We start from the raw sequence: 22,092 nt of genomic DNA on the forward strand, positions 1-22,092 counted from the left end.
GTGGCGCGCGAGCAGTTCCACTCAGTCTACGGAGCGCCGGAAGCACTTCCGCCCACACACCGGCCTCACGGCGGGTCTCACATGAGGTTATGACCTCACCGGCAAGACCATCGTGAGGTTCCTCACAAAGAGGTGCACGGATCGTTCACCCGGCTCCGCACGCACCGAACGCCGTGCACCGGGAGTGCACGGCGTTCGATGCGGTTGTCGTGACGGCGGATCAGGACACCGCGACGGGTTCCTTCTCCTCCGGCACCATGTCGATGGTGGTGCGCAGCTGCCGCTTCGGGATGAGGACCACCGCAACGAGGGTCACGACCGCGAACGCAGCGGCGACCAGGAACAGCAGGCCGGTGGCGTCCCCGTAGGCGCCGCGAATGATCGCCGCGACCGGCTCCGGCAGAGCGCCCAGGTCGAGGTTGCCGCCGCCGGCGCCCGAACCGGTCTCGATGCCCATCTTCGCGAAGCCCTCGGCCGACAGGGTGGCGACCCGGGTGGCGAGGACGGAGCCGAGGACGGACACGCCGATCGCACCACCGAAGGTACGGAAGAACGCGACCGAGCTGCTGGCCGCACCGATGTTGCGCACGCTGACGGTGTTCTGCACGGCGAGCACCAGGTTCTGCATGAGCATGCCGGTGCCGAGACCCACGATCGCGATGTACACCCCGATCAGCCACAGTGACGTGGCGTGATCGATCGTGCCCAGGAGCGCGAAACCGGCGAACTGCAGGACGGCGCCGCCGATGAGGAAGGCCTTCCACTCACCGAAGCGGGTGATCAGCTGACCGGAGACGACCGACGAGACGAGCGTGCCCGCGACCATCGGGATGGTCAGGATGCCGGCCTCGGTGGGGCTGAAGCCGCGCGCGGTCTGGAAGTACTGACCCAGGAAGGTCGTGGCGCCGAACAGGCCGATACCGACGGCGACGGAGGCGATGATCGCCAGCCCGGTGGTGCGCTCGGTGATGATCTTCAGCGGGACGACCGGATCGGCGACCTTGGACTCGACGATCACGGTGGCGACGAGCAGCGCGACGCCGACGATCACGTACAGGGCCGATTCGGTGGAGAACCACTCGAAGCTCGAGCCCGCGAACGAAACCCAGACCAGCAGCACACTGACGCCGGCGGTGAGCAGGGTCGCGCCGAGCCAGTCGATGCGCACGTCGCTCTTGCGTTCCGTGGGGATGTGCAGGGTGCGCTGCAGCAGCACCAGGGAGATCACCGCGATCGGCACGCACGCATAGAAGCACCAGCGCCAGCCGAGGGGACTGTCGACGATGACGCCGCCGAGGATCGGGCCGCCGGACATCGCCACCGCCATGACGGCGCCCATGTAGCCGGAGTAGCGGCCACGGTTGCGCGGCGAGATGATCGTGCCGATGATCGCGACGACGAGCGCGGTCAGACCACCCATGCCCAGGCCCTGGACGACGCGGGCGGCGAGCAGGACCGGCACGTTGTGGGCGACACCGGCGAGAAGCGAACCGGCGACGAAGATGACGATCGCAGACTGCACGAGCGTCTTCTTGTTGAACAGGTCGGCGAGCTTCCCCCAGATCGGGGTGCTGGCGGCGTTCGCGAGCAGGGCGGTGGTGATGACCCACGCGTACTGTGTCTGGCTGCCCTGCAGGTCGCCGATGATGGTGGGCAGCGCCGTCGCGACGATGGTGCTGCTGAGCATCGCGGTGAACAGCGCGGCGAGAAGGCCGGCGAGGGCTTCGAGGATCTCCCGGTGTGTCATCGAGTCACCCGGATGTGTCCCCGGTGCTCCGTGTGTCGTTTGCGTCATCAGGCGGTCCTTCGTGCGTTATCGGTGAGAACGGGTGCGAGCGTGTCGTTCAGGCGGCCGAGCACCCGCAGTGCGTCGTCCATTTCGGCTTCGTCCCAGCCGGCGAGTGCGTCCTTCAGGCGCGCGGCGCGGCGGTCCCGGACCCCGCGCAGCAACTCGACACCGGTATCGGACACCCGCACCCGGTGGGCGCGTTTGTCGTCCGGGTCGGGATGCCGGTCGATGTAGCCCCGCTCGACGAGCTCCCCGATCTGGCGGCTCAAGGCGGACTGGCTCACACACATCTCGCTGGCGAGTTCGTTCTGCCGGCATTCGCCGGCGCGCCACAACAGGAAGAGAACCCCCACCAACGCGGCGGGCAGCGCTTCCTCGTCGATCTGCGACAGTGCGGTCCGGACCGTGCGGCCGAGCATGAAGATCACGTCGACCAGGGCGCTTGCCGTGTCCGAGGGAACCGCCATCCCACTACTCCGTTCGAATCAATTGCTTGCGTCATGCAACTATACGTTAGTTGATTGCTGCAAGCAATTACTAACAAAACGGACAGATCCCGGCACGGGCATCGTGCCGGGATTCTCGGATGACGGTCAGCGCGTGAACAGCGCCAGGCACTCCACGTGGTGCGTCGACGGGAACGCCGCGAACACCCGCAGATCGGCGAGTTCGAAGCCGTGCGAGCGATACAGACCCACGTCGCGACCGAACGACGCGGCATCGCATCCGATGTGCACGATCCGTTCCGGTCCCGCTGCGGTGATCCTCTCGATCACCTCGCGGCCCGCGCCGGCGCGCGGCGGATCCAGCACCACCACTTCCGGACGCGGCAGATCCGCAACCGTCAATTCGACCCGCCCGTGATGGAACCGCACCTGCGGCAGGTCCGCGAGGGCGAGAGCACCGTCGTCGATCGCACTGCGCGACAACTCGACCGACTCGACCCGGCCTCCCTCACCGACCTGGGTGGCCAGCGCGGCCGCGAACACACCGACCCCGCCGTACAGATCCCAGGCCGTCGCTCCCGCGGAGGCATCGGCCCACTCCCCCACGACCCGCGAATAGGTCGCGGCGGCGCCGCGGTGTGCCTGCCAGAATCCGGTCGCGGACAGCCTCCATTCCCGCGTCCCGACCCGTTCGACCGGGCGGCCCGAGCCCTCCATCACCTTCTCCGCGCGCGGCGCACTCGCCGCCGCGCGCCGCGCCGACGCACCCCGGCGACCGGGACTGCGGCGACCGGTCCGCGAGACGTGCGGCGGTGCGATCTCCACGACGTGCCGCTCGCCGTCTGCGTCCAGCACCACCTGCAGTTCGGCGCCGGGCTGCCACACCCGGTCGGTGAGCCCGACGTACGCGCGCGCCTCGATCTGCGGGCACGCCAGGTCCGTCTCCACGTCGTGGCTGTGGTGCCGGCGGTAGCCCGGATTTCCGACCCGGTCGACGGCCAGGCGCACCCGGGTCCGCCATCGGGTGCCGTCCGGCTCACCGCCGGGAAGCAATTCGACCTCGACCGGCCGGTCGATCCCGCCGAGCCGGCGCAACTGTTCCGCCACCACCGCGGCGCCGATCCGCTGCTGCGCGGGCACGCTCGCGTGGGACAGATCGCAGCAGCCGGCGCCGCCCGGCCCCGAGATCGGGCACACCGGGTTCACCCGATCGGGCGAGGCCTCCAGGATCTGCACCGCGTCGGCAAAGCAGTAGGACCCACCGCGATCCTCGGTGACGACCGCGATCACCCGTTCGCCGGGCAACCCGTGCCGGACGAACACGACCCGCCCCTCGTAGCGCGCGACGGTCGAGCCGCCGTGGGCGGGGTTGCCGAGGATCACCTCGATCCGGCGACCTGACCAATCCGTCCGCGGGACCTGCCGTTCGTGCCGGCTCACCGTTGTTCCTCCTGATCGTCGAGTCCGCGTCGTACCGCACCGGGTGCCGCGTCGATTCTTTCCTTGCGTACATCCGCCGACGAGTGCAGCTGCCAGGGCACGCTCGTGACCATCACCCCGGGCTGGAACAGCAGCCTGCTCTTCAGGCGGAGCGCGCTCTGATTGTGCAGGACCTGCTCCCACCAGTGTCCGACCACGTATTCCGGAATGAACACGGTCACCACGTCGCGCGGCGAATCGCGTCGTACCCGCTTGACGTATTCGAGCACCGGGCGCGTGATCTCCCGGTAGGGCGATTCGACGACCTTGAGCGGCACGGTGATGTCGCTGCTCTCCCACTGCCGCACCAGCTGGCGGGTGTCCGCGTCGTCGACGTTCACGGTGACCGCTTCGAGCGTGTCCGGGCGGGTCGCCCGCGCGTACGCGAGCGCGCGCATCGTCGGATGGTGCATCTTCGAGACGAGAACGATCGAGTGGGTGCGGCTCGGCAGCACACCGTCCCATTCGGTGTTTTCGAGTTCCGCGGCGACGCTGTCGTAGTGCCGGCGGATCGCCTTCATCAGCCCGAAGATCGCGATCATCGTGAGGACCGCGATCCACGCGCCCGCAACGAACTTCGTGACGAGCACGATGACCAGGACGGTCGCGGTCATGACGAGGCCGATCGTGTTGACCACGCGCGACCGGACCATGCGGCGGCGCTGGATCGGATCGGTCTCCGTCGCCAGGTGCCGGGTCCAGTGCCGGATCATGCCGGTCTGGCTCAGCGTGAACGACACGAACACCCCGACGATGTAGAGCTGGATGAGGTGGGTGACCTCGGCGTCGAACACCCACACGAACACGATCGCGACACCCGACAGGAACAGGATGCCGTTGCTGAACGCGAGGCGATCGCCACGGGTGTGCAGCTGGCGGGGCAGATACCGGTCCTGGGCCAGCACCGATGCGAGCACCGGGAACCCGTTGAACGCCGTGTTGGCGGCGAGCACCAGGATCAGGGCGGTGACGATGGTGACCAGGTAGAAGCCGAGCGGGAAGTCGTCGAAGACAGTTTCCGCGAGCTGCGCGATGAGCGTCTTCTGGTGGTATCCCTCCGGGGCGCCCTGCAGCTGGGTCGCCGGGTCCTCGGCGATCACGACGCCGATCTTCTCTGCGAGCACGATCATGCCCAGGAACAACGTGATCGCGATGCCTCCCAGCATCAGCAGGGTCGTCGCCGCGTTGCGCGACTTGGGCTTACGGAACGCCGGCACCCCGTTGCTGATGGCCTCGACACCGGTCAGCGCGGCACAACCCGAGGAGAACGCCCGCGCGAGGAGGAACGCGAACGCGATCGCCGTCAGGTTCGACTGTTCGGCCGTCAGCGCGAAGCCCGCCGATTCGGCCTGCAGGTCCTCCTCCAGCACGAAGATGCGGGTCAGGCCCCAGATCAGCATGACCAGCACACCGAACATGAACGCGTAGGTGGGGATGGCGAATGCGGTCCCCGCCTCACGCAGACCTCGCAGGTTGACGGCGGTGAGGATCGCGATCGCGATGATCGCGAAGAGCACCTTGTGCTGCGCGACGAACGGCACCGCCGAGCCGATGTTCGCCGCGGCCGACGAGATCGACACCGCGACGGTGAGCACGTAGTCGACCATGAGGGCGCTGCCGACGGTCAGGCCGGCGGTCGGGCCGAGATTGGTGGTCGCGACCTCGTAGTCGCCACCTCCGGACGGATAGGCGTGCACGTTCTGCCGGTAGCTGGCCACGACGACGGCCAGCACGATCGCGACCATCACCCCGATCCACGGCGCGAACACGAAGGCCGACATGCCGGCGACCGACAGGACGAGGAAGATCTCCTCGGGCGCGTACGCCACCGAGGACAATGCGTCCGACGCGAAGACCGGCAAGGCGATCCGCTTCGGCAACAGGGTGTGGCCGAGCGTGTCGCTACGGAACGGCCTACCCAACAACAACCGCTTCGTGGCGGTCGAAAGCTTGGACACTCGCAAAGCCTAAGCCGTCGCACGTCCGATGGACCCCCGACCCGCTCCCCTGCCCGATATGGTCGAATTGCGGAGCCTGGGCGGCTCGGTTGCCCGCGCGATCACCGCACGGGGCGGTACGGTTTCGGTTCGGCAACCCGGCGACCGCCGGACAATGGACGTTGCCGGTCGGGCGTAGCAGCGGAACGGAGATCGAGCGTGTTCGTGGTGGTGATGGGGTGCGGTCGAGTGGGATCGTCGCTGGCCGCAGCACTCGTCCGTCTCGGGAACGACGTTGCGGTCATCGACCGCGACCCGAGTGCCTTCCTGCGTCTCGGCCCGGACTTTCCCGGTCAGACGATCATCGGCATGGGATTCGACCGGGATGTGCTCGTGCGAGCCGGAATCGAGCGTGCCGACGCATTCGCCGCGGTGTCGTCGGGTGACAATTCCAACATCATCTCCGCGCGTGTGGCGCGCGAGACATTCGGCATCGAGCGGGTCGTGGCCCGCATCTACGACGCCAAGCGCGCCGCGGTCTACGAACGGCTCGGTATCCCGACCGTCGCGACCGTCCCGTGGACCACGGACCGCTTCCTGCATGCGCTCGTCCGCGACGCCGAGACCACCCGCTGGCGCGACCCGACCGGAACGGTCGCGGTCGCGGAGGTGAGCCTCCACGAGGACTGGATCGGCCGTAACGTCACGGACCTCGAGGCCGCGACACAGTCGCGGGTCGCGTTCATCATCCGCTTCGGTGCCGGGCTGCTGCCCGACCGCAAGACGGTGCTGCAGGCCGACGACCAGGTGTACATCGCGGCGGTTTCGGGCACCGTCGCCGAGGCGCTCGCGCTGGCCGCGAACCCGCCCGCCGAGAACGACTGAGAGGACCACGTCGATGAAGGTGGCGATCGCCGGTGCGGGCGCCGTCGGGCGCTCGATCGCGCGCGAACTCATCCGCAACAAGCACGAGGTCATGCTGCTCGAACGCAAAATCGAGCATGTCGAACCCGAATCGGTACCGGATGCCAAGTGGGTGCACGCCGACGCGTGCGAGCTGAGCCTGCTCGAAGCGGCCGAACTCCAGAACTACGACGTGGTCATCGCCGCCACCGGCGACGACAAGACCAATCTGGTGCTCAGTCTGCTCGCGACCACCGAGTTCGCCGTGTCGCGAGTGGTGGCGCGCGTCAACGACCCCCGCAACGAATGGTTGTTCGACGAGTCGTGGGGCGTCGATGTCGCGGTGTCCACGCCGCGGATGCTCGCCGCCCTCGTCGAGGAAGCGGTCTCGGTCGGTGACCTGGTTCGCCTGATGACGCTGCGCAAGGGCGCCAACCTCATCGAGATCACGCTGCCCGACACGACCGCACTCGCCGGCAAGCCGGTCCGGAAGCTGGCACTGCCGCGCGACGCGGCGCTCGTGACGATTCTGCGGGGCGAGCGGGTGATCGTGCCGCAGCCCGACGACCCGCTCGAAGGCGGCGACGAACTGCTGTTCGTCGCGTCCGTCGAGGTCGAACAGGAACTGCGCGAGGCAATCGGGCTCTAGGAGTACCCGATTCCTGTCAGTTGTCGTCGCGGCGCGTCTCGCCGCCCGGCAGTGAGGCGTCCTCGTCGGTGACGGCCGGCTCGACGATGCGATCGGCACGACGCACGGCCCACAGCGTCACCAGCAACACGACCGCGGTGAGCGGCCAGCCCATACCGATGCGGGCGACCGCGAGCCAGCCCGTGCGGTCGGCATCGTAGAGGTGGTTCTGTACCAGGTACCGGGCCAGGAAGACCAGCGTCCACGCCACCGTCGCGAGGTCGTAGGCACGCACCGCATCCCGGTGGGCACGCCACCCGGTGCCCTGGCCGTTGAGCATTCCCCAGATCACGCCGACGAGCGGGTAGCGCACCAGCACCGACGCCAGGAAGACCGCGCCGTACGCGAGGCTGCTGTAGATCCCGAACAGGAAGTAGCCCTTGGCGTCACCCGTCCGGTGGGCGATGAACGCGCACACCGCCACCCCGATGAAACCCGAGATCGCCGGCTGGATCGGGGTGCGCTGCGCGAGCCGCCACACCAGAACGGCGGTCGCGACGGCGATCGCCGACCAGATCGCCGCGGTCAGACCCCAGAGGCCGTTGACCGGGACGAAAACCAGGACCGGCAGTGTCGAGGACACCAACCCGCTGAATCCACCGAGTTGCTCGAGTACGGTCGGCTGCTTGCTGTCGCTCACTCCTACGAGGGTGCCACAACGCGGCACCGGCACCTTCCGCTCAGGGGGGGTGATGTCAGGGGGGATGATCACGAGCCCGGGCGGTCGGCTCCACCGGCCGCGCGCTGTCGCCGGAGTCGGCGACCGAGGATCAGACTCGTTCGCGCAGCTCGTAGTAGGGGTTGTAGATGATCTTCGCCCCGTCGCGTTCGCCGAGGCGGCCGCGGACCAGGATCGTCTTGCCCGGTTCGATGCCCGGGATGCGGCGGCGTCCGATCCACGAGAGCACGACCGAGTCGGTCCCGTCGAACAGTTCTGCCTCGACCGTCGCGCTGGCGGCCTTCGAACAGGTCTCGACGCTGCGCAGACGCCCGAACATCGTCACTTCCTCGCCCCGCGTGCATTCGGCGGCCTTGCGGGCTCCGGTCGCCTGGGACGACTCCGCGATCTCCTCGGCGTCGATGCTTTCGATGTCCTCGGTCAACCGGCGGGTCAGTCGGCGGAAGTAACCGGTGGCGGGTGCCATAACAGCGCTCCTGAAACGGGTGCGGCATGGATCGCATTCCGCACATAGGGGTCTCTGACGGCCACTGTAGACCGAATCGAGACCTACAACCACATCCGGTGCGGGACCCTCGATTCCCGTTCGGCACTATCTACGCATGGCCGATGCCGATCCCACTGTGTTCCCCACCCGGGACCTATCTCAAACCGCCGTGGACCTACCTCGAACCGCCGGGGACCTGCCGCTGACCGCGGTCGTCCTGCCCGGAACCGGCTCCGACGCGCAGTTCGCCGACGCGGCGTTCCGGGCCCCGCTCGAACGTCGCGGCATCCGCGTCGTCGCGGTGGACCCGGACCCGCGCCGCGTCGTCGGCAGTTATCTCGACGCCCTCGACCGGGAGGCCCGCACGGGTGCGATCCTCGCGGGCGGGGTGTCGATCGGTGCTGCGGTCGCCCTGCACTGGGCGGCGCAGCACCCGTCCGCTGCGGTCGGGGTCCTGGCGGCGCTTCCGGCGTGGACCGGCTCCCCGGAGCAGGCACCCGCCGCAGCCAGTGCCCGGTGGACGGCGCACGAGCTGCGTACGCACGGGCTCGAACCCGTGGTCGCGGCAATGGTCGAATCGAGCCCGGCGTGGCTGGGCCGGGAGCTGTCGCGGTCCTGGCGTGCCCAGTGGCCGAATCTGCCGTCCGCGCTCGAGGAGGCCGCGGCCTTCCGTGCACTCGATGCGGAGGCACTCGCGGGCGTGACGGTGCCGGTCGGGATCACCGCCGCGGTCGACGACGCGGTCCACCCGCTCGCCGTCGCGCAGGAATGGGCCGCTCTGCTGCCCTGCGCCGCTCTGACGACCGTCACCCTCGCCGAGATCGGTGCAGATCCGGCGATTCTCGGCACGGGCTGTCTGGCCGTCTGGGAGCGTGTAACCGCGTGACGAACACGCGCGATACCTCCGGTATGTCACTGACATCACACGTGCAGCCGATCGACGCTGCCTACGTCCTGGAAGCCGATCGAGGTCACCACCTCGATCCGCTCAACTTCTGGGTCTTCGACGCCGGGTCCGGGACACCCCCGACCGCCGCGGAGATCACCGAACACTTCCGTCGGCGTGCACCGATCTACGCAGAGCTGAACCGGCGCTTCCTCGCTGTCCCCGGGCATCTCGACCATGCGTACTGGGTGGCCGACGACCTGCCGGTCGAGCAGCGACTCGTGCACGACGACCGGGTGGGACTGAACTGGCCGGCGCTGCTCGACGTTCTCGAGGACCTTGCGGCCGATTCCCTCGACGCGCGGGAGACCGCCTGGCGGCTCGACGTCTTCCACGGCGTCCGCGACGCTCCGGGCGCGACCGGCCCCGCGACGGTCGTGGTGTTCCGCGGGAACCACTCCCTGATCTCCGGGCCGATCGTCCATCCCCTGTGGGAGGCCTTCTACGGCCACGGCACCGAACCCGTGCACTTCCCCGGCCTGGGGCCGGTGGAGCCGCGCGTCAATCCCGTGCTCGCGGCGGCGCGCGGGCTCGCGCGTGCCCCTCGAGCGACCATCCGCTATGTCCGTACGATCCGCGCCGCGGTGCGGGACGCCAAGCAGGCGCAGGCGGACGGAGCCGCCGGATCGGCGCCCGCACCGGAGCTCACCTCGACCCGGCTCAACCGGGATCCCGGTGACCGGCGGACGCTGCTCGTGCTGCGGCTGGGCCGGGTCGGTTCGCTGCCCCGGGGCGTCACGGTGACCGCGCTCGCGCTCACCACCATCTCGCTGGCCCTGCAGCGCTATCTCACCGAGACGGAGGGCCGGTGCCCGCAGGACCTGACGGCGTTCGTCACCCTCGCGGTCGGGGCGGCACCGGAGTCGCTCGGGATCAACCGCATCGGCTGGACGAACGTCCTACTACATCCGGATGTCGACGCGATCCCGGAGCGTGCCGCGGCGGTGCAGGCGTCGCTGGTCGAGGGTAGAGAGGCGGCGACGGCGGCCTCCCTGCGCCGGCTGACCGACGCCACCTCGATTCCGTCGTTCGTGCTGCCGAGGGAACTCGCCGCGAGCCGACGTCGCCTGGAGGCACGCCCGGCCCCGCGCATGCATACCGTGCTCACCAGCATCCGGGTGAACGACGCCACGCCGTGGGCGCTGGCCGGGCGTCCGCTCCTGTTCGGTGCGGGCTGCCCACCGCTGACATCGGAGGCAACGCTCATCCACGGGCTGTTCGGCCTCGGGGACGACCTCACCCTGACGGTGATCACCTCACCGGACGTGATGCCGGACGAGCAGCGCTACGCCACGTTGTTCGAGGAGGCCTTCGCCGAGGTCCTCGAGGAGGTCCGGCCGGGGGTGTGAGTCGGAGGCGACGCATCCGGCGGATGCGCAGGGCTGCGGCTCGGCCGGGTTCGGATGCCGAGCTCCGGTTTCAGAAGCCGAGCTGCTGCATGGCCGAGCCGGACTCACCCCGTCGCGGTCGCGGCGGTTGCGGCGCGGGCGCCTGAGGCGGGGCCAGCGGGGCTCCCGGCTGCCGGCCCGGGACCTGCTGTCCACCCGGCTGGGCCGGCATCTGCCCCTGCTGAAGCCGCTGCTGCTGGGCCTGTTGCTGGGCCTGCTGCTGTTGCTGCTGGGCGGCCGCAGCGAGCTGCTCGGCCAACACCTTCGGAAGCACAACCGGGAGCGGTGTGCGTACCGGATGGGGATCGGTACCGCGGCGGACGACGGTGTCGGCGACGACCGCCCGCGCGATTTCCACCAGCGGCGCGTTCGAGGCGACCGCACCGGACGGTCCCGCCACGACACAGCGGATCATCCACCGGTACCCGTCCACGCCGATGAACCGCAGGTCGGCGTTCGGGGTGACGCCGTACAGTTCACGACCCCACGGGCCGTCCTCGATGCTCACGGTCGCATTGTCGTTGCGCAGCGTGTCGGCGAGCTCGCCGGCGACTTCGCGCCACTGGCCGGGCGACTTGGGGGCCGCGTAAGCCGTCACGGTGATCCGGCCGTACTGGGTCACCAGGTGCACGGCCTGAGGTGCGCCGGTCTGCGCCATCTCGACCTGGATCTGCCCGCCCGGCGGAATCGGCACGAGAACCGAACCGAGGTCGAGCCGGGTCGTGCCGATCGCGTCCTCGCCGATGTCGTCGATGTCGAACGGACCGGTTCCCGGCGCGGGCGGATTACCGCCGACCTCGTCGTCCTGCTCGTCGTACTCGTAGGCGGTGTCGTCGTAGGTGGACTCGGCGCGGTTCTTCTTACGGCGTCCGAACATGTCACATACCTTCCTTGACGAGCCCGGCGTGACCGCCGCTCGATCCGTATCCGCCCGCACCGCGGGTCGTGCCGTCGAGTTCGTCGACCTCCACGAAATCCACGAGCTCGACCTTCTGGACGACGAGCTGCGCGATGCGATCGCCGCGCCGCAGTTCGATCGGCTGTTCCGGATCGTGGTTGATCAGACAGACCTTGATCTCACCGCGATAACCGGCATCGACGGTGCCGGGGGTGTTCACGACGGACAGGCCGAACTTCGCGGCCAGGCCGGACCTCGGGTGGATCAGCCCGACGGTGCCGATCGGCAACGCCACCGCGATGCCGGTTCCGACCAGTACCCGCCGGCCCGGTTCGATGGTCACGTCGGAGGTGGTGCACAGGTCGACGCCGGCGTCACCGGCGTGGGCCCGACGCGGCACGGGGATTCCCGGGTCGAGACGGCGAAGCGGGATGGCTGGTAGCTCGGTCACGTGGACCGAGACTACCCGTGCAGGCGACTACTCTGAACGACGTGTCTGAATCATCTCGTCCCGGGGCCGCCGCCGGCAGCGCGACCGGTTCCCCGACCTACTCCGAACGTCTGTGGGTGCCTCTGTGGTGGTGGCCCATCGGCTTCGGTGTGGCCGCTTTGCTCGCCGCAGAGCTGAACATGGCGGCTCGCGCCCTGCCGGATTGGCTGCCCTACGTGGTCCTGCTGATCGTTCCGGTGTGGATCCTGTGGTGGCTGTCCCGGAAGGAGATCCGGGTGGTCGGCGGTGAGTTCGTGGTCGACCGCGCTCACCTGCCGATCGACGTGATCGCCCGTGGTGTCGTCGTTCCCGCCAGCGCGAAGAGTGCAGCCATGGGCCGGCAGCTCGATCCGGCAGCGTACGTCTCCCATCGGCCGTGGGTGGGCACGATGGCGCTGGTCGTCCTGAACGACCCGGACGATCCGACACCCTATTGGCTGGTCAGCACAAGGCGGCCAGCAGAACTGCTGGCCGCCTTGGGATGTGCGGACACCTCGAAGAGCTGACACGGCCACGGTTTCTCCGGGGACCGCGGGGCCGTGTCTCCCGCTGTCCCCGGTGCAGCCGTCAGGCCGCGCAGTCCCGGCAGATCAGGACGCCGTTCTCCTCGCTGGCGAGGCGGCTCCGGTGGTGAACCAGGAAGCAGCTCGAGCAGGTGAACTCGTCGGCCTGCTTCGGAACGACCCGGACCGACAACTCCTCACCGGAGAGGTCGGCTCCGGGAAGTTCGAACGATTCGGCCGTGTCCGATTCGTCGACGTCTACGACCGCGGACTGCGCCTCGTTGCGTCGCGCCTTCAGTTCCTCGAGTGAATCCTCCGACACTTCGTCGCTGTCGGTTCGCCTCGGTGCGTCGTAGTCAGTCGCCATATCCTCTTACCTCTAGTCCTCGTGCAGATGCTCTTCCGGCGAGCCCTGTTGGTGCTCTCCGGCCAGGGCAACGCCCGACTGTCACGGGAAGTTCCCGCTGGTGGTGTCCCGGTCTCGGACATACCCGGAGCTTCCGTTTCCGAACCCTTGTGGCCGCCTCCCTCGACGACCGGGCCGCCGAACAATAGCCGACGGCGAGGCGAATTTCTCGACCGTTTCGGGCGTGTGCGCGAATTGACGATCAATTGTCATCAACACCACAGCAACTCGAGACATTCCTGACCGCGGCCGCCTCCTCGTGACACACGGGTGCGACCTCTACAGTGATGTCCGCTCTACAGTGATGTCCGCACCCACACAGAACACCCACACAGAACGACGAGAGGCAGGGCGGCGTGGTTTCCCTGATCACCGAGGGCAGCGCGACGGACAAGCGCGGCCGGCCCTTCGTCCGGCGACGCAAGGCCCCGGTCGCCGTCCTGTTCGCGATCCTGGCGGCGATCACGATGGTGGTCTGGATCTCGGTGTTCTCGTCGTCGGAGCCGGACACCACGACGGTCGCGTGCAATGCCCCGCCGACCGCGGCGACCGAACCGGGCGGGCCGGAGCCGGCACCGCTCGGAGAGGTCGTGAGCCGCTCGACGCTGCTCGACGTGGAACCCGCCCCGGTGGCCGCGACCCGGGTGCGCGTGTTCAATGCCAACGGCGAACGTGGTCAGGCCACGCATGTCGCCGCCCAGCTCGGTGACTACGGGTTCGCGAGCGCTCCCGACGTGCAGGCCGGCAACGACCCGGTCTACGTCGATCAGAACATGCAGTGCCACGGTCAGATCCGGTTCGGTTCCGCCGGGCTCGCCGCCGCCAGCACCGTCTGGCTGGTCGCGCCGTGTGCCGAACTGATCCAGGACACCCGCACCGACGACACCGTCGATCTGGCGCTGGGCACCTACTCGCGCGAGATCTCCCCCAACGCCGACGCCGAGGAGGTCCTGCAGGCACTCCGGGAGGCGCCGGTCGACGGGCAGACCGCTCCGCTGGACATCGATCTGCTCGCCGCTGCACGCACGGCACGCTGCTGAGCGCTACCTCCGCCGGGACGTGATCGGGGCGTCCGCTCCGATCTCGGTCAGCAGGGTCAGGAACTCGTCGGCGATGCCCGGCGCGGCCGCCACGGCGAGTTCCCCGTCGGCGCCGAACCCGGCGGGCAGCCGGAGCGATGCTCCCGCCTCCGCGGCGACGAGCGCACCGGCCGCCCAGTCCCACGGGTTCAGCCCGTGCTCGTAGTGGGCGTCGAGCCGGCCCGCCGCGACCATGCACAGGTCGAGCGCGGCGGCGCCGATCCTCCGGATGTCACGAACCCGTGGCAGCAACTCGGCGACGAGGCGGCCCTGATGGGCCCTGCGGTCGGCGTCGTAGGAGAACCCCGTCGCCACGAGGGCCAGCCGCACATCGGTGACCGACGTGCAACGCAGGGTCGTGACGGTGCCGTCCGCGGTGGTCAGCGTGGCTCCGCGACCGGCCGCCGCCGAGTACGTGTCGCCCGTGGTCACGTCGACGACCGCCCCGGCGACCGACAGTCCGTCGATCTGCGCGGCGACCGACACCGCGAACGCCGGGATCCCGTACAGAAAGTTCACCGTGCCGTCGACGGGGTCGACGACCCACCGCACGCGGAACTCGCCCGTCGCGGCATCCCCGCCGCCTTCCTCGCCGAGGAATCCGTCGCCCGGGCGCAGTTGCGTCAACCGTCGGCGGATCAGGTCCTCGCTCTCGGTGTCGGCGATCGTGACGGGATCGGTGATCGTCGACTTCGTCCGGACCGCACCGACCTCGACGGTGGGATCCGACCCGAACAGTTCGCGCCTGCGGGCACGGACGTGTGCGGCGGCTTCCGCCGCCACCGTCACCGCCACCGCGCGCAGCGCCTCGTGATCGTCGGAGTCGACCGGGGCTGCGTCGGGTCCCCGGAGTCCGCCGGCTGCACCGAGTCGCTGGAATTCGCTCACCCGCCCATCCGAACACACGCCACGTCCGCACACCACCCACACCCCGGCCCGGTTCGCACTAATGTGACGGCACGAGCGACGCCCATCCACATACGACAGGGAGCACGAGGATGACGCAGGAAACCCGCCCCGACGCGGCGAATCTCGGTTTCGGCATCGACATCGGCGGCAGCGGCGTCAAGGGTGGCGTCGTCGACCTGTCCACCGGGCAGCTGGTGGGCGAGCGCATCAAGATCCTCACTCCCCAACCGGCGACACCCACCGCAATTGCCGGCACGGTCACCGAGATCGTCGCCCAGGCCGGCTGGGGCGGGCCTGTCGGTCTGACCCTCCCGAGCGTGGTGCGGGGCGGCGTCGCCCTGACGGCCGCGAACATCGACCCGTCCTGGATCGGGACCGATGCGCGCGCGCTGTTCTCGGAGGCGCTCGGCGGCCGCGAGGTGACGGTCCTCAACGACGCGGACGCGGCCGGTATCGCCGAGGACCGCTTCGGGGCCGCGAAGAACGTGAAGGGCGTCGTGGTCCTGCTGACGTTCGGCACCGGCATCGGATCGGCGGTGCTCAACAACGGGGTGCTGCTCCCGAACACCGAATTCGGTCACATGGAAGTCGACGGGAAGGAAGCCGAGCACCGCGCCGCGTCGAAGGTGAAGGAGGACCGGGACTGGTCCTACAAGCGGTGGGCCGAGGAGGTTTCCCGCGTGCTGTCGCGGTTCGAGGCGCTGCTGTGGCCGGATCTGTTCGTCGCCGGCGGCGGGATCAGCCGCAAGAGCGACAAGTGGATTCCACTGCTGACGAACACCACGCCCGTCGTACCGGCCGAACTGCGCAACACCGCAGGCATCGTCGGGGCCGCATACGCTGCGGAAACAGGTCTCACTCCCTGAGTCCGGCACATCGATCGTCACGGCGATCGTTACAATGGTGCACAGCCGGCCGTGAACCGGTCCGATCCCGACAGACCTCTCCGCCGGAGCTACTCTGGCGCGACGCCGCACTACCTCGTCACGAAAGGGCGTACGTGGCAGCCACCGACATCCACACCGCTGATTCTTCCGCCGAATCGGCACCCGTCTCGGACGCCGCGGGCGCCGCCGCGGACCCCGCGACCGGTACCGCACCCGCCACGAAGCGGCCGGCGAAGAAGGCCGCAGCCAAGAAGGCCCCCGCCAAGAAGGCAGCAGCGAAGAAGGCCCCCGCCAAGAAGGCCGCGAAGAAGACCACCGCGAAGAAGGCCGCAGCCAAGAAGGCGACGAAGGCGGCTGGCGAAGAGGACTTCGACAACGACGACACCGACCTCGAAGATCTCGACATCGGCGAGGACGACCTCGAGGGTGCCGAGGAGGTCGTCGTCGAGGAGGACACCGACGCCGACGAGCCCAGCGAGAAGGACAAGGCGTCCGGCGACTTCGTGTGGGACGAGGAGGAGTCCGAGGCACTGAGGCAGGCCCGCAAGGATGCCGAGCTCACCGCGTCCGCGGACTCTGTTCGCGCCTACCTCAAGCAGATCGGCAAGGTCGCGCTGCTCAACGCCGAGGAGGAGGTCGAGCTCGCCAAGCGCATCGAGGCCGGCCTGTACGCGACCTACCGGATGCAGGAACTCGCCGCGAAGGGTGAGAAGCTGCCGGTCGCTCAGCGCCGGGACATGAACTGGATCTGCCGCGACGGCAACCGCGCGAAGAACCACCTGCTCGAGGCCAACCTGCGCCTCGTCGTCTCGCTCGCGAAGCGCTACACCGGCCGCGGCATGGCGTTCCTGGATCTCATCCAGGAGGGCAACCTCGGTCTGATCCGCGCCGTCGAGAAGTTCGACTACACCAAGGGCTACAAGTTCTCCACGTACGCGACGTGGTGGATCCGTCAGGCCATCACCCGCGCGATGGCCGACCAGGCCCGCACCATCCGTATTCCCGTGCACATGGTCGAGGTCATCAACAAGCTCGGCCGTATCCAGCGTGAGCTGCTCCAGGATCTGGGTCGTGAACCCACGCCGGAGGAGCTCGCCAAGGAAATGGACATCACGCCGGAGAAGGTGCTGGAGATCCAGCAGTACGCGCGTGAACCCATCTCGCTCGACCAGACGATCGGCGACGAGGGCGACAGCCAGCTCGGCGACTTCATCGAGGACTCCGAGGCCGTCGTGGCAGTCGATGCCGTGTCCTTCACGTTGCTGCAGGATCAGCTGCAGTCGGTACTCGAGACCCTGTCCGAGCGCGAGGCCGGTGTCGTGCGCCTGCGGTTCGGCCTCACCGACGGCCAGCCCCGCACGCTCGACGAGATCGGCCAGGTCTACGGCGTGACGCGTGAACGCATCCGCCAGATCGAGTCGAAGACGATGTCGAAGCTGCGGCACCCGTCCCGCTCGCAGGTGCTGCGCGACTACCTCGACTAGAGCACCCCACCTCGGAATGCAGTCAGGGCCACCCGGAAGGGTGGCCCTGACTGCATTCCGAGGTGGTCAGAGACGATCCGGCTCGGGTCCGGGTGTCTTGGCCGGCTGCCCGGATCGGCGGCTCCCCACGGCGCGCATCACGGGTTCGACGACGCGTGCCGCGACCGGGCCGAGCACCGCGGTGATCATCACGTAGGCGGACGCGATCGCCGCGAGTTTGCTGTCGACGTGACCGGACGCGACGCCCAGCCCCGCGATCACGATGGAGAACTCACCGCGTGCGATGAGCGCAGCCCCCGCGCGGGCGCGGCCCATGACGGCGATGCCGTGTTGGCGTGCGGCGATCCACCCGGTCGCGAGCTTCGTCAGCGACGTGACGACGGCCAGCAGCACCGCCCACCCGAGTACCGGCGGAATCGCCGTCGGGTCGGTGTTGAGGCCGAAGAACACGAAGAAGATCGCGGCGAACAGATCGCGCAACGGCTCGAGCACTCGCGACGCGTTGTGGGCCGTCGACCCGGAGATGGCGATGCCCAGCAGGAACGCACCGACTGCGGCCGAAACCTGCAGCGCCGAGGCGATACCCGCGACGAGCAGCGCCGCGCCGAGCAGCTTCAGCAGCAGCGTTTCCCGGTCGGGACTGTCGAGAACGAGCGAGACGTAGCGGCCGTACTTCAGGACCAGGACGAGCACGACGGTGACCAGTCCGAGGGAGATCGCGACGGCTTCGAGGCCGCCGAGCAGACTCACCCCGGCGAGGATCGCGGTGAGGATCGGCAGGTACACGGCCATGGCGAGATCCTCGAACACGAGGATCGACAGCACGATCGGGGTTTCCCGGTTACCGAGCCGGCCGAGGTCGTCGAGGACCTTCGCGATGATGCCGGACGAGGAGATGTAGGTGACGCCGGCGAGCACGAACGCGCCGATCGGACCGAGTCCGAGCATGAGCGCGAGGATTGCGCCCGGGGTCGCATTGAGGACGAGATCGATGATTCCGGCCGTGCGCGACCGGCGAAGTCCCGTGACCAGTTCGTTGGCGGTGTATTCGAGCCCCAGCAGCAGCAACAGCAGCACCACGCCGATCTCGCTGGCGAGGTGGCTGAATTCGCTGATGTCACCGAGCTGGATGAATCCGCCGTTACCGAAGCACAGGCCACCGATGAGATAGAACGGGATCGGGGACATGCCGAATCTGGCGGCGACACGCCCCAGGACCCCGAGCGCGAAGAAGACCGCACCCAGTTCGATGAGTGCGAGATTTGTCGAATTCATGCGTGCGGGTCAGCCGTTCCGCAGGATCTTGGCCGCGGCGTCGAGGCCGTCCGCGGTGCCGACTGCGACGAGGATGTCACCTCCGGTGAGGACGAAGTCCGGTTTCGGGGACGGCGCGACCTGTCCCGCGCGCATCACCGCGACCACCGAGACGCCGGTCCGGGTGCGCAACGCGGTGTCGCCCAGGACCGCGCCGTCGAAACGCGAGCCTTCGTGGACGTGGAGCTGGCGGGTGATGATCCCCGGCAGATCCCGGTGGTCCTCTTCGAGCTGGGCGACGAGTTGCGGTGCGCCGAGCAGGTTGCTCAGCGTTGCCGCCTCCTCGACGGTCATAGGAAGGGAGGCGGCACATGCGTCCGGGTCGTCGGCCTTGGAGATGATCAGGTCGGAATGGCCGTCCCGGTGGGTGATGACCCCGATCCGGCGCCCCGATGCCAGCTCGAAATCCTTGCGTACTCCAATGCCCGGTAGCGGCGTCACGTCGACGTTCATTCCGCAAGAGTAGGACTGCCCGGCGACCGCGCGCAGTAGGGGCTCACCTCTGCCCCGGATCGGCCGGTTCCGCGCGCGCGGAACCGGGGGCGACGCGGCTCACAGAGCAGCGAATCGCCCGTCCTCACCCGGCTCGTACGGGGTCACGTCCACGACCGCTCCGACCGGCAGCGGGCCGTACAGATGGGGAAAGCGCATCGATTCGGGATCGCCGGGCACACCGGGCTCGTACCGCACCGGATCGGACAGCCGTTCCGGTGCGACGTGGAGCAGAACCAGGTCGCCGCGTCCGGAGAACAAACGGTTCGCCGGCAGGTGCACCTGCTCCGGCGTGGACAGATGCACGAAGCCCACCGCCTCCAGCGATTCCGGGGCCACGACCCCGTCCCGCTGCGCGGCAGACCACTCGTCACGGCTGCAGATGTGTAGCAGATTCCCGGTCACCGGCACTCCTTCCGCTGCGCTGTGAGCGAACAAACACTCGGCATATATGTCCACGTCCTGGGCTTTTGGAGCCGTTCACGTGAAACGCGCCACCATCGTCCCCCTTGGGGAACAACACATGAACGCACATCGTCTGACAGAGTAGATCTACCGCGCCACCCCGGCGCGGCGGACCAGACCCCAGGCGACCGACTCAGTGGTGGCCAGTTTGGAGGAGTCATGCCCGGTACCTTGACCAGCCCGAAGTTGACCGCTGCAGACCGGTGCGACCGGTGCAGTGCCGCCGCTCGCGTCCGCGCCGTTCTGGCCACCGGTGGTGAGCTGTTGTTCTGCGGACACCACGCCAAGGAACACACCGACCGCCTCCGCGAGATGGGTGCCACGATCGTCACCGAGGACGACGCCACCGCAACCGTCTGATCCGCCGTCCGGAGCCGTACGGCTCGGACCCGACCCCCGAAGCGGGCGCCCACACCGTGGGCGCCCGCTTCGTCGTTCGTAGCGGTGGCGGCCGGGAGTCGTCACCAGCTGCCTGCCGTCGTCACCAACTGCGCAGCACCGCGATGCGGTCGCGCAACTGTTCCGCCGTCGCCAGTGCGGTCGGCGGGCCGCCGCACTGGCGGCGTAGTTCCCCGTGGATGACCCCGTGGGGCTTCCGGGTGCGGTGATGCACGACCGCCACGAGCGAGTTCAGATCCCGGCGCAGCTGGGCGAGGGTGTCGGCGGTGGTGACCCGCTCGACGACCTGCGGCGGCGGTTCGGGCGCCGCCTTCCGCGGCTTGCTGAGCTGCTCCTCCTGGCGCTGGCGCAGCAGCGCACGCATCTGGTCGGCGTCGAGCAGCCCCGGAAGCCCGAGATAGTCGGCTTCCTCGTCGCTCCCGGCGAACGTGGCCGTTCCGAACGAGGAACCGTCGTAGATGACCTGGTCGAGTTCGGCGTCCGCGCCGAGGGAGGTGAAGGCCTTCTCCTCCTCACCCGGTTCGTCCTTGCGCCGGTTCGCGTCGGCGAGCAGTTCGTCGTCGAAACCTTCCTTCTCCCGGTGCGGCTTGCCGAGCACGTGGTCGCGCTGGGCTTCGAGCTGGGCCGCCAGGTCGAGGAGCACCGGCACCGACGGAAGGAACACGCTGGCCGTCTCGCCCTTGCGCCGTGACCGCACGAACCGGCCGATGGCCTGGGCGAAGAACAGCGGCGTCGACGCGCTCGTCGCATACACCCCGACCGCGAGCCGCGGCACGTCGACGCCTTCGGACACCATTCGCACGGCGACCATCCACCGCTGGTCCCCGTCGCTGAACCGGGAGATTCGATCGGAGGCGGTCGGGTCGTCGGACAGCACGACGGCCGGCATCTCGCCGGTGAGTTGTTCGAGGATCTTCGCGTAGGCGCGCGCCACCGTCTGATCGGTCGCGATGACCAGGCCACCGGCGTCGGGCATCCCGCCCGCGCGCAACTGCTCGAGCCGCGTGTTGGCGGCGGCGAGGACCGCAGGGATCCAGTCACCGGCCGGATCGAGCGCGGTGCGCCACGCCCGTGCCGTCTGCTCGGCGCTGAGCGGCTCCCCGAGCCGCGCGGTGAACTCCTCCCCCGCGCTCGTGCGCCACCGCGCCTCACCCGAGTAGGCGAGGAACACGACCGGCCGGACGACGCCGTCGGCCAGCGCGTCCGCGTACCCGTACGAGTGGTCCGCCTTGGACTGCATGAGCCCCTCGTCGTTCGGCTCGTACGTCACGAACGGAATGGCGCTGTCGTCGCTGCGGAAGGGCGTTCCCGTCAGGGCGAGCCGGCGGGTGGCGTCACCGAAGGCCTCGAGAATGCCCTCGCCCCAGCTCTTCGCGTCGCCGCCGTGGTGGATCTCGTCGAGGATGACCAGCGTCCGGCGTGCTTCGGTGCGCACGCGATGTTTGAACGGGTGCGACGCCACCTGCGCGTAGGTCACCACGACACCCTGGTAGTCGCTCGACGTCTGCCCGGTCGAGTTGGTGAAGTTCGAGTCGAGTGCGATGCCGCTGCGTGCCGCCGACGCCGCCCACTGGTGCTTGAGGTGCTCGGTGGGAGCGACGACGGTGATCTGGTCGACGGTGCGGTCCCGCAGCAACTCGGCGGCGACGCGCAGCGCGAACGTCGTCTTGCCGGCGCCGGGCGTCGCGACAGCCAGGAAGTCCCGCGGTCCGGTCGCCAGGTACTTGGTCAGGGCTCGCCGCTGCCATGCGCGCAGCTGCCCTGCAGGGGCGGAAGTCGTGGCAGGGCCTACGGTTTCGGTGCTCACCTGTTGCTTGTGCTCCTTCTCCGCTCACGATCGGCCGGCTGCCGCTGCGTCGTCCCGACCTTCCGCCGACCGTGTGGCAGCCTATCGTCTCCGGCGGCCGTTCCCTGCCGCGAACCGCCCGGCGACCGGGGTTTCGTGCCCGATCGTGGCAGAATTCGACGCGCACACATCGACCGCGGATACACGTCCTCGCGCGTCGTCAGGAATGCTGGAAGTA

At 68.9% G+C, this 22,092-nt stretch carries 22 protein-coding genes and 1 pseudogene; 9 read left to right on the forward strand and 14 right to left on the reverse strand.

Annotated elements, in window-relative coordinates; genetic code table 11:
- Positions 1–220 precede the first annotated feature (220 nt).
- The 4 genes from ACN675_RS03575 to ACN675_RS03590 all read right to left on the reverse strand — a co-directional run bounded on the left by ACN675_RS03575 (position 221) and on the right by ACN675_RS03590 (position 5,672).
- Complete coding sequence (locus ACN675_RS03575; RefSeq protein ID WP_420749544.1) at positions 221–1,795, reverse strand: MDR family MFS transporter; 1,575 nt, start codon at positions 1,793–1,795, stop codon at positions 221–223.
- Positions 1,795–2,256 carry a MarR family winged helix-turn-helix transcriptional regulator gene (locus tag ACN675_RS03580; RefSeq protein WP_420749545.1) on the reverse strand — a complete coding sequence of 154 codons (462 nt, stop codon included), beginning with the start codon at positions 2,254–2,256 and terminating at the stop codon, positions 1,795–1,797. The genes ACN675_RS03575 and ACN675_RS03580 overlap by 1 nt, the downstream gene beginning before the upstream one ends.
- A 126-nt stretch (positions 2,257–2,382) precedes the next feature.
- On the reverse strand, positions 2,383–3,675 hold the full coding sequence (locus ACN675_RS03585; RefSeq protein WP_420749546.1) for a class I SAM-dependent RNA methyltransferase: 1,293 nt from the start codon (positions 3,673–3,675) through the stop codon (positions 2,383–2,385).
- Positions 3,672–5,672 carry an APC family permease gene (locus ACN675_RS03590; protein WP_420749547.1) on the reverse strand — a complete coding sequence of 667 codons (2,001 nt, stop codon included), beginning with the start codon at positions 5,670–5,672 and terminating at the stop codon, positions 3,672–3,674. Before ACN675_RS03590 ends, ACN675_RS03585 begins: the two co-directional genes overlap by 4 nt.
- Before the next feature lie 213 nt (positions 5,673–5,885).
- Here ACN675_RS03590 and ACN675_RS03595 point away from each other — a divergent pair.
- Both ACN675_RS03595 and ACN675_RS03600 read left to right on the forward strand, forming a co-directional pair.
- Positions 5,886–6,209 (forward strand): annotated as a pseudogene (locus tag ACN675_RS03595) (potassium channel family protein); the annotation flags it as partial.
- Positions 6,210–6,408: 199 nt separating this feature from the next.
- The gene (locus tag ACN675_RS03600; protein ID WP_420749548.1) at positions 6,409–7,203 is read left to right on the forward strand and encodes a potassium channel family protein; all 795 of its coding nucleotides are present in this window, start codon (positions 6,409–6,411) and stop codon (positions 7,201–7,203) included.
- 16 nt (positions 7,204–7,219) lie between these two features.
- Here the strand turns inward: ACN675_RS03600 and ACN675_RS03605 are convergent, their stop codons facing one another.
- On the reverse strand, positions 7,220–7,882 hold the full coding sequence (locus tag ACN675_RS03605; RefSeq protein ID WP_420749549.1) for a DUF3159 domain-containing protein: 663 nt from the start codon (positions 7,880–7,882) through the stop codon (positions 7,220–7,222).
- A gap of 130 nt (positions 7,883–8,012) precedes the next feature.
- Positions 8,013–8,387, reverse strand: coding sequence for an OB-fold nucleic acid binding domain-containing protein (locus tag ACN675_RS03610; RefSeq protein ID WP_197252645.1), 375 nt, complete (start codon positions 8,385–8,387; stop codon positions 8,013–8,015).
- A gap of 136 nt (positions 8,388–8,523) precedes the next feature.
- Between ACN675_RS03610 and ACN675_RS03615 the strand changes: the two genes are divergently transcribed.
- Together ACN675_RS03615 and ACN675_RS03620 are read left to right on the forward strand one after the other, a co-directional pair.
- Positions 8,524–9,294 carry an alpha/beta fold hydrolase gene (locus ACN675_RS03615; protein WP_420749550.1) on the forward strand — a complete coding sequence of 257 codons (771 nt, stop codon included), beginning with the start codon at positions 8,524–8,526 and terminating at the stop codon, positions 9,292–9,294.
- 23 nt (positions 9,295–9,317) lie between these two features.
- Positions 9,318–10,703, forward strand: a complete 1,386-nt coding sequence (locus ACN675_RS03620; protein WP_420749551.1) for a WS/DGAT domain-containing protein — start codon at positions 9,318–9,320, stop codon at positions 10,701–10,703.
- A 70-nt stretch (positions 10,704–10,773) separates the two neighbouring features.
- On the opposite strand, the gene ACN675_RS03625 is transcribed toward ACN675_RS03620, so the two are convergent.
- On the reverse strand, positions 10,774–11,619 hold the full coding sequence (locus tag ACN675_RS03625) for a DUF3710 domain-containing protein (RefSeq protein WP_420749552.1): 846 nt from the start codon (positions 11,617–11,619) through the stop codon (positions 10,774–10,776).
- A 1-nt stretch (position 11,620) separates the two neighbouring features.
- On the reverse strand, positions 11,621–12,091 hold the full coding sequence (gene dut, locus ACN675_RS03630) for a dUTP diphosphatase (protein ID WP_420749553.1): 471 nt from the start codon (positions 12,089–12,091) through the stop codon (positions 11,621–11,623).
- 41 nt (positions 12,092–12,132) lie between these two features.
- On the opposite strand from dut, the gene ACN675_RS03635 reads away from it, so the two are divergent.
- Positions 12,133–12,636: a DUF3093 domain-containing protein gene (locus ACN675_RS03635; RefSeq protein WP_420749554.1), complete on the forward strand. Its 504-nt coding sequence runs from the start codon at positions 12,133–12,135 to the stop codon at positions 12,634–12,636.
- 61 nt (positions 12,637–12,697) lie between these two features.
- On the opposite strand, the gene ACN675_RS03640 is transcribed toward ACN675_RS03635, so the two are convergent.
- Positions 12,698–13,000 (reverse strand): DUF4193 domain-containing protein, encoded by a 303-nt coding sequence (locus tag ACN675_RS03640; RefSeq protein WP_068162126.1) that lies wholly within the window; start codon positions 12,998–13,000, stop codon positions 12,698–12,700.
- 395 nt (positions 13,001–13,395) lie between these two features.
- Between ACN675_RS03640 and cei the strand changes: the two genes are divergently transcribed.
- Positions 13,396–14,079, forward strand: coding sequence for an envelope integrity protein Cei (cei, locus tag ACN675_RS03645; RefSeq protein WP_420749555.1), 684 nt, complete (start codon positions 13,396–13,398; stop codon positions 14,077–14,079).
- A 3-nt stretch (positions 14,080–14,082) separates the two neighbouring features.
- On the opposite strand, the gene ACN675_RS03650 is transcribed toward cei, so the two are convergent.
- A complete protein-coding gene (locus tag ACN675_RS03650) occupies positions 14,083–14,922 on the reverse strand; it encodes an inositol monophosphatase family protein (RefSeq protein WP_420749609.1) in 840 nt (279 codons plus the stop codon).
- 194 nt (positions 14,923–15,116) lie between these two features.
- Between ACN675_RS03650 and ppgK the strand changes: the two genes are divergently transcribed.
- Positions 15,117–15,893, forward strand: a complete 777-nt coding sequence (gene ppgK / locus ACN675_RS03655) for a polyphosphate--glucose phosphotransferase (RefSeq protein WP_420749556.1) — start codon at positions 15,117–15,119, stop codon at positions 15,891–15,893.
- Positions 15,894–16,027: 134 nt separating this feature from the next.
- Positions 16,028–17,398: an RNA polymerase sigma factor gene (locus tag ACN675_RS03660; RefSeq protein WP_420749557.1), complete on the forward strand. Its 1,371-nt coding sequence runs from the start codon at positions 16,028–16,030 to the stop codon at positions 17,396–17,398.
- A gap of 66 nt (positions 17,399–17,464) precedes the next feature.
- Here the strand turns inward: ACN675_RS03660 and ACN675_RS03665 are convergent, their stop codons facing one another.
- From ACN675_RS03665 to ACN675_RS03675, 3 genes are all read right to left on the reverse strand, one after another.
- Positions 17,465–18,673, reverse strand: a complete 1,209-nt coding sequence (locus ACN675_RS03665; RefSeq protein ID WP_420749558.1) for a cation:proton antiporter — start codon at positions 18,671–18,673, stop codon at positions 17,465–17,467.
- A gap of 9 nt (positions 18,674–18,682) precedes the next feature.
- Entirely contained in the window at positions 18,683–19,165 is a 483-nt protein-coding gene (locus ACN675_RS03670) for a cation:proton antiporter regulatory subunit (protein WP_420749559.1), read from the reverse strand.
- Positions 19,166–19,264: 99 nt separating this feature from the next.
- Positions 19,265–19,609: a DUF952 domain-containing protein gene (locus ACN675_RS03675; protein WP_420749560.1), complete on the reverse strand. Its 345-nt coding sequence runs from the start codon at positions 19,607–19,609 to the stop codon at positions 19,265–19,267.
- 219 nt (positions 19,610–19,828) lie between these two features.
- Here ACN675_RS03675 and ACN675_RS03680 point away from each other — a divergent pair, with 219 nt between their 5' ends.
- Entirely contained in the window at positions 19,829–20,029 is a 201-nt protein-coding gene (locus ACN675_RS03680) for a DUF7455 domain-containing protein (protein ID WP_197256691.1), read from the forward strand.
- A gap of 121 nt (positions 20,030–20,150) precedes the next feature.
- Here the strand turns inward: ACN675_RS03680 and ACN675_RS03685 are convergent, their stop codons facing one another.
- The gene (locus ACN675_RS03685; RefSeq protein WP_420749561.1) at positions 20,151–21,875 is read right to left on the reverse strand and encodes a DEAD/DEAH box helicase; all 1,725 of its coding nucleotides are present in this window, start codon (positions 21,873–21,875) and stop codon (positions 20,151–20,153) included.
- Positions 21,876–22,092 lie beyond the last annotated feature (217 nt).

Source organism: Rhodococcus sp. O3, from assembly GCF_048897285.1.
Lineage (GTDB): Bacteria > Actinomycetota > Actinomycetes > Mycobacteriales > Mycobacteriaceae > Rhodococcus.